Annotated in this window: 4 protein-coding genes; 1 reads left to right on the forward strand and 3 read right to left on the reverse strand. The window is 43.7% G+C overall.

Annotation, left to right across the window (positions count from 1 at the left end; all coding sequences use genetic code 11):
• Nucleotides 1-76 precede the first annotated feature (76 nt).
• On the forward strand, nucleotides 77-919 hold the full coding sequence (locus tag BMX50_RS33915; protein ID WP_091222771.1) for an SDR family NAD(P)-dependent oxidoreductase: 843 nt from the start codon (nucleotides 77-79) through the stop codon (nucleotides 917-919).
• Nucleotides 920-932: 13 nt separating this feature from the next.
• Here BMX50_RS33915 and BMX50_RS33920 read toward each other — a convergent pair whose 3' ends face one another.
• The 3 genes from BMX50_RS33920 to ppsA all read right to left on the reverse strand — a co-directional run bounded on the left by BMX50_RS33920 (nucleotide 933) and on the right by ppsA (nucleotide 6,861).
• A complete protein-coding gene (locus tag BMX50_RS33920) occupies nucleotides 933-1,373 on the reverse strand; it encodes a cupin domain-containing protein (RefSeq protein WP_091222741.1) in 441 nt (146 codons plus the stop codon).
• 153 nt (nucleotides 1,374-1,526) lie between these two features.
• Nucleotides 1,527-4,133: a T9SS type B sorting domain-containing protein gene (locus tag BMX50_RS33925; protein WP_091222744.1), complete on the reverse strand. Its 2,607-nt coding sequence runs from the start codon at nucleotides 4,131-4,133 to the stop codon at nucleotides 1,527-1,529.
• Nucleotides 4,134-4,224: 91 nt separating this feature from the next.
• Entirely contained in the window at nucleotides 4,225-6,861 is a 2,637-nt protein-coding gene (ppsA, locus tag BMX50_RS33930) for a phosphoenolpyruvate synthase (protein WP_091222747.1), read from the reverse strand.
• Nucleotides 6,862-7,162: the final 301 nt, after the last annotated feature.

A 7,162-nucleotide genomic window follows, 5' to 3' on the forward strand; every position in this document is an offset into this window, starting at 1 on the left:
ATAAGTAATTATCAGTGTGAGTTTATGGGCTGCTGAAACGCGGGCCGGATGGCTCATGCTTAAAAAAAATCAAACCATGAACTCATCAAAAGTATGGTATGTAACCGGGGCCTCCCAGGGATTGGGACTTACCCTTGTAAAAAAGCTATTAGAAAAAGGCCATCGCGTAGTTGCAACGTCACGTAACGCGCAATCCCTGAAACAAGCAGTAGGGATCATTGATACAGACAGGTTTTTGCCTTTGGCTGTTGATTTGAGCAACCCGGATTGTATAGAAGAATCCATCCGTGAAACACTCAAGGCTTTTGGACAAATTGATGTATTGGTCAACAATGCCGGTTATGGCATGGCCGGTACAGTTGAAGAAACCGAACGGCAAAAGATTCAAGATATTTTCAGTGTTAATGTGTTGGCGGCGATTGATGTAACCAAGGCGGTGCTGCCTGTTATGCGTAGTCAAAGTTCTGGATATATTATCAATATAGGTTCGGTAGCGGGTTTTGTAGGCGCACCGGGCTGGTCGGTTTATTCGGCTACTAAAGCTGCCATTGCCGCATTTTCGGAAGTGCTGGCCCTTGATCTTAAAGAGTTTGGTATCAAAGTAACGGTGGTTGAACCATCTGGTTTCCGTACGGGATTTCTTACTGCAGGCTCATTGGCTTTTACCGAAAGCCATATTGAAGGGTATCATGCAGTTAAAAATGCCCAGCAGCGCTACCTCGCCGCCGATGGCAAACAACCCGGCGATCCTGAAAAGGCATCGGAGATCATGATCGGCCTTACAGAAATGACAGAACCACCGCTCCATCTTTATTTGGGCGAGGATGCCTATAAACGGGCTTCTGAAAAGCTTGGCATAATGACTGCCGAGCTGGAACAATGGAAGCCGGTTACTATATCTGCCGATTTTAAATCGTGATTTGGGTAGCGGCCTATGCGGGTTTCACCGGTTCAAGCCCGTGACCTTTCATGATGGTTAGGAGCTTTTGCATATCCGGCGGACCACCGGCATTGATCACTGCTGCAATTTCGCGGAAATATGCCGGGCCGATAGATGCCGGAGAAAGCGTGCAGAGTGCCCTTGCTGTTTTATCGTGCAGATTATTAAAACCATGAATAGTTCCCCTTTTTATAAAGCAATGATCGCCCGGTTGTAGCTCCCGCATTTCTGTGCCTATCAATTGTGTAAGCGCCCCTTCCAGTATATACAGCGTTTCGTCTACATCAACATGAAAATGAGGTGCTGGTACTTTTGCACCAGGCGGAACTACCAGCTCAAACTGTACGAGGGTGTCATCTGTATCATCGCCATCAAACAAAAAATTGATCTCAAGAGAGCCTAAGCTGATGCGTTCTTTAAAGTGAGGAAACATGTGTGGTTGGGTTATAGTTGGTTAACTAAAGCTATGCAAATTGAGATGTAAATGCAATAAACTTATTTCAGCAATATTCGGCAATCCGGGATTAAATGCCCGGAACTTCAAATTGAACAATTATGATTGGCGAAGGAGCATAGTTATTATTCGCTAATAAATAATGCTTACCCAACCGCTTAAAACCTGGGTGCCGGTTTTAGCATTAATGATAAAATAATATGTGCCAGTTGGAAGTTTACTCCCTTTATAGGTGCCGTCCCATGGCTCAGAGTAACCACGGCTATTAAATACTATACTGCCATAACGATTATAAACTTTTACAGTAGAGCTTGCGTCAAGACCTTCAATCACCCAGGTGTCGTTTGCTCCGTCGGCATTGGGAGTAAATGTGTTGGCCATCTTAATATCTGTACAATGACTGGTGATATTTATGAATTGGGTAGCCGTGCAGTCATTTTGGTCTGTTACTGTAAGCTCAACCTTTCCAAGCGCACCGGTTGTAAATGTATTGCTTCCGGGGTTCCCGTTCCATAAATATTTTTTGAAACCAGTGGGGGCATTTAAGGTAACCTGCTCCTGATTGAACGTGCACAAGGTTGCATCCTGCAGGTTTAAGACCGGGTTGCTGAAAAATTGCACGTTGATGCTCTTGCTATCGGTACAGCCCGCGGTAGAGGTAACTAAAGCGGTATAATCACCGGGCGTTTTAACGCTGATACGGCTTGTTGTCTCACCTGTCGACCATTTAATATTACCACTGGAAATTGTGGCCTGAAGATCTACCGATTGCCCGCTGCAAAGGGTAGTTGTTACAATTTTTTCAAGTTCAATTGTTGGAAGAGGGTTAAATACAATGGGCAATATTGAAGAGGTTGATGTACAGTTTATTTTATTGCTGGCAACATTAACCTGATAATTACCGGCTATTACATTAGTTAAACTTGTTTGGTTGGTATAACTGATAAGTTGCGCCCCGTCGCGATACCAATTGATGGTATAAGCAGGATCGGCCTGAATATTGGTGGAAATTATGGCCTGATCGTCAATGCAGTAGGAGGGTTTGTTGGCTTGCAGTACAGGGGTTGGCAAACTTATAAATTCGGCTTTAATAGTATTTGAAGCAACCCAAACACCCGAACAAGCGCTTGCTTCTACTTTATAACTGCCACCTTGATTTGTAGTTATACTGTTTGTAGTATTACCGTTTAAAACCCCATCGGTATACCAGCGGTATTGGTAGTTGGGGTTGTTATCAACTTTGAATGTTGCGCTGCTTCCATTACAATAAAAATTTTCATCAGGATAATTAAGCGTTACAACAGGGCTTGTAATGACCGTTACCTTGAGTTCATTCGTGTTAAGATGAAGATTTTCGCAAGGATCGTATACTACGGCACTATAGTTACCTGCAGAGGTTATAACAAGTTTATTGCTGCTTTCGCCTGGTAATTCATTGCCATCCTTGTACCATTGTATAGTATGGCCACTGTAAACTGTAGTGTTAACAGAAGCCGTTACGTTGCTGCCCGAACAGATTTGCATTTCTGAAATTGAAGCATCCTGGCCGTCAAATTGTACAGCATTTATTGATTGCGCGGTAAGGTATTTGCCATAATCAGGCTTAAGGAGATAAAGACCATCGTGTGCCGCCACCCACACGCCGTCATCACAAACGGGTTCTTGTTTTGATACGGTATTTACACATATATCATTAATAACAGTGTTACCCAGAGGCGCAAAATGAAACAACGTTACCTGTTTTAACCCTGGCAATTGCGGATCATAGCGCTGATAAATGGAATTGCTAAAGTAAAAACCTTTATCAGTTCCAATCAACATAGTTTGTTTAATAAGCCTCCCATCTCCAAACCACCAACCACTGCCAAAGGCTGTAAGCCCAAACATAGTTGTTATTTTATTCACATTAATCCCATCGAGGTAATGTCCGTAATCGCGGTTTATGAAATAGCTTTGATCTCCGTTGAACTGAAACATGCCATTGCGGGTACCCCAAAAAATAGCCGAAAGACTAACACGCATATCATAATCATACATGGAAGCCCATGCTTCATAAGCGGTGTTGATTTTATGCCCAATAACATCACTTTCAGCTGCAAAATGTCCGAATATCGTTGTTTCACCATGTGAAAAAACAGGTACGTATTTTCTTCCGTCCCAATCCGGATAAATGTAATAAGCCGAGCTGTCTTTATAAGTAAGATCGCGATATGTTGCTTCGTAAACCTGACTGGCAGCATTCTGTTGTTCATTAACAGTTACTCTTTCATTGATCATGTCATAAGTATAAAACCCATGATCCGAGCCGATAAGTAATGAATGTGTATCAGAAAAAACAGAGTTAGCCTTAGGCATCCCTACAGAATTGACTTCTGTAATAATGCCATCTGCAGTTCCTATTACTTTAACAGGGCCTTTCTTGTATTCAATAACATTAGCCGATTTTGTGGCAATGAATACGGTATCTTTACTGCGACCGGCAATGTCAATAAATTTAAGATTATTATAAGCCGCAAATTGACTGGTATAGTCGTCGACAGCAAGCGTAGTACTGTTTATGCGATAAACCTCGTTGCCTTGTGCAAGCACCCATAGGTAGGGGTCGTTAAAGTCCCGCTTTGCTTTTAAAATGTTTTTACCAGGTAGTAGGTGTGAGTTCACATGAAATTCAACATCCTGGGCATATCCCCTAAGGCCCGAAAGTATAAAGAATAAAAAAAGTAGCCTTTTTAATCGCATGATAAGGTGCTACTAAAATAATATTTAAACTTTAAGGATGCAAATTGATGGCAGGGCGTGCTAAGGCAACGCTTAATTAAATAGGGCCAATCTACAGTATCTCTACATACCCATCTGTTCCGTTTACCCTGATCCTCTGCCCATCCCTGATCAGGTTTACAGCATTCTCCACCCCAACAACGGCCGGTAAGCCATATTCTCGTGCTATAACTGCGCCGTGGGTCATCAGTCCGCCGACTTCGGTTATCAGTCCTTTTATAGATACAAATAATGGTGTCCAACTGGGGTCGGTAAATCTGGTGACTAAAATATCTTCATCTCCCAGATCAGCATCTTCCATGTTTAGGATCACGCGCGCCCGGCCCTCAATGATTCCGGCAGATACGGGCAGGCCTATGATAGCGTCCGCAGGAATAGCCTCCCGTTGATACCTGCCCACGATAATTTCGCCGTTGGAAGTGATAACACGAGGCGGGTTTAGTTTTTCATGTAATCTATGTTCATCTTTTCGTCGGCTGATAATCTGGTAATCCAGCTCACCTGTGCGTACTACTTCGCGCAGCTCATCAAATTGGAGATAATAGATATCCTCTTTTTCATGGATCAGGCCGGCTTGTACCAGCTTTTCGGCTTCCTTTAGCAGTGCCTGTTTATAAACAAAGCTGCGGCTAACAATGCCATATTTAGGATATTCACGATACCCGGCAAAATTGCGGAGCAGGCCTATCTTTTGTTTCGTTTCTTCAGCTTTTTGTTTGCCATCGGGTAATCGATTTAATTTATCCAGTAGTTCCTGTTCTTTTCTCAAAGCTTCGTGTCGGCCAAGTTCAAATTTCCGGGCAGCTTCACCGGGGGCAAAATTTTTGATATTATTGAGGATCATGGGAAGCAGGATAGTTGGTTTTTCGCTCCAGCGTATTTTAGTAATATCTATTTCGCCGGCGCAGCGCATCCCGTATTTGTTAAGAAAGGAGATGATCGCATCGCGGCTTTCCTCACCGCCGGTAAACGATACCAGTTCATCCAAAAAGTTATCTTCCTTTGCCTGCTGTAAATAATCAATTACTTCGGGGTATGGACGGATCACATCCGCAACATCCAGCAATTCAAGTCCCATTTCTGAAGTGATGTTGTTTGGTACAGATTGAGCGAGTGTATCTGCAGCATTTGTTTCGCCCAACCATTCCTTCATTTTTTCATTGATCCATATGGAAGCATTCATGGAGGCCATGATTGCCGCCATGCTTTGCGGGGTAAAAAGGCTTTTTCTTAGCTCCTGCTGATCTTCCAGGATAAAATCGAACAGATCAGTCCCCGATTGGGTTTGTATGTTTTGTTTTAGTGCTTCTATCGATGCCTGGCTTTGCCTGATCAGGTTAGCAGCAATTTCCGGATCATTTTCTATGGGAGCCGAAGGGGGCATAACGGTAGCGCTTTTGGCGGGGACGTGTTCTTCATCTGGGATTAGTTTTATGAAATCTCCACGTTGTACCAACGTCATGATCGCATCTTTTATCAGCGGGTCGTGCTGACCCATGGCATTCAATAATGCTTCCCTGCCGGCGGCAGAAGCCAGACTGTTTGCAACGTCAACAAACAACCTTCCGCCCGCTTTGTACATCTGCCGTACAGCTGTCAGCTGCCATAAAGATAGCCCTAATGGCTTCATGGCATCGGTCATCATTTGTTGATGGCCTACAGATATGTAAACGTGGTTTTCATGATCATTGGCTTCGGGAACCGGGTATAAAGTAGTGATGGGCCTGCTTTGAACAATGTAAAAAGTATCGCCGGCCAAACACCATTCAATATCCTGCGGATTGCCAAAATGTTCTTCAAGCTTTCTGCCAATGTGCTCAAGCTGTAAAATCTGCTCATCTGTAAGCACCTGCCTGGTTTGCATCTCGGGCTCAAGCTGCTGTTCTTTTGTGCCTCCATCTTTCAAAGCATAAATGGCCATCTTTTTAGCGGGGATTTTCTTATCGATGATCTCTCCGGTGCGTACTTTATAATTATCTGCATTCACCAGACCTGAAACCATGGCCTCGCCAAGCCCGAAGCCGGCATCGATAGATACGGTTTTTCTGTTACCGGTAACCGGATCGGCGGTGAACAAAATTCCGGCTGCCTGCGGGAAAACCATTTTTTGAACAACAACAGCTAAGTAAACCTTATGATGATCGAAACCGTTTTGAATACGATAAACTACCGCCCTGTCGGTAAACAATGATGCCCAGCATTTGCTGATATGTTTCAGGATGGCATCCTTGCCAATAATATTAAGATAGGTATCCTGCTGGCCTGCAAATGAGGCCGACGGCAGATCTTCCGCCGTAGCACTCGACCGTACGGCAAAGGCTTGTTTTTCATCAAACTTTGCGAGATGGTTTGTAATCTCTTCTGCTATGTCTTCAGTAATGGGGGTATTTTCGATTGCTGTGCGGATTTTCGCGCTTATCCGGCTGATACTTTCTCTTTCTTCTGCCTTTAAATGCATCAGTTCATCCAACAAACGGTTAAGCCCGAGGTTGTTCTCGGTAGCTTTTTTATAAGCTTTGGTAGTAATACAAAAGCCTTCCGGTACCTGTATCTCTTTGATCCGTGATAGTTCACCCAGATTAGCACCTTTGCCTCCGGCTATCATGAGCATTGACCTGTCAATATCCTGAAAATCTAATGCATATGCGTGTGATTTTATGGCTTGGCTGAGCTTGTTTTCGGCGTTCATACTGATGGTTTTGGAGGGATGTATAACCAAAAGTATAAGGTAAAAAGGATCAAAATGCTGTTTTTAAAGTATATTTTTTTAAGAGCAATAATGACAGAAACAAGGCGTTATCCTTACAAACAGAGAGGGGATAAGTTGTGCTTTATTGCGCTTATTGTCATCCTGAGTGAGAGAAAATCGGGATTTATAAAGGTGAGATGACATTTGGTGTGGAGGGGCTGTCACCCTGAGCCTGTCGAAGGGTCGCGCGCAGAGGCCCTACCCGCTATGCTTCGACTGGCTCAGCATGACACCCATTTTT

This window comes from Mucilaginibacter gossypiicola, assembly GCF_900110105.1.
In the GTDB taxonomy this organism is placed as follows: Bacteria; Bacteroidota; Bacteroidia; order Sphingobacteriales; family Sphingobacteriaceae; genus Mucilaginibacter; species Mucilaginibacter gossypiicola.

Coding starts and splice junctions, on each gene's coding strand:
- BMX50_RS33915 (WP_091222771.1), top strand. CDS start 77: ATGAACTCATCAAAAGTATGGTATGTAACCGGGGCCTCCCAGGGATTG.
- BMX50_RS33920 (WP_091222741.1), bottom strand. CDS start 1,373: ATGTTTCCTCACTTTAAAGAACGCATCAGCTTAGGCTCTCTTGAGATC.
- ppsA (WP_091222747.1), bottom strand. CDS start 6,861: ATGAACGCCGAAAACAAGCTCAGCCAAGCCATAAAATCACACGCATAT.
- BMX50_RS33925 (WP_091222744.1), bottom strand. CDS start 4,133: ATGCGATTAAAAAGGCTACTTTTTTTATTCTTTATACTTTCGGGCCTT.